Origin of the sequence: Pseudomonas sp. HY2-MNA-CIBAN-0224 (assembly GCF_040310285.1) — a bacterium.
GTDB lineage: Bacteria > Pseudomonadota > Gammaproteobacteria > Pseudomonadales > Pseudomonadaceae > Aquipseudomonas > Aquipseudomonas helleri.
This window is the reverse complement of record NZ_JBEOPQ010000989.1, coordinates 1-205: the sequence shown is the minus strand read 5'-3', so window position 1 is coordinate 205 and position 205 is coordinate 1. Positions and strand designations below refer to the sequence as shown.

2 tRNA genes are annotated in these 205 nt (G+C 58.5%); both read right to left on the bottom strand.

The window, feature by feature from the left end:
• Positions 1 to 73: transfer RNA gene (locus tag AAEZ03_RS29195), tRNA-Asp, on the bottom strand.
• A gap of 55 nt (positions 74 to 128) precedes the next feature.
• A tRNA-Val gene (locus AAEZ03_RS29190) sits at positions 129 to 204 on the bottom strand.
• Position 205 lies beyond the last annotated feature (1 nt).

Genomic DNA, 205 nt, shown 5'->3' with positions numbered 1-205 from the left:
GCAGCGGACGGGACTCGAACCCGCGACCCCCGGCGTGACAGGCCGGTATTCTAACCGACTGAACTACCGCTGCGCGTCGGTTGGTTGCTTCGTTAAAAGCGACCTTCTCTTTCGAGAAACTCAAGAAGTGGTGGGTGATGACGGGATCGAACCGCCGACCCTCTGCTTGTAAGGCAGATGCTCTCCCAGCTGAGCTAATCACCCT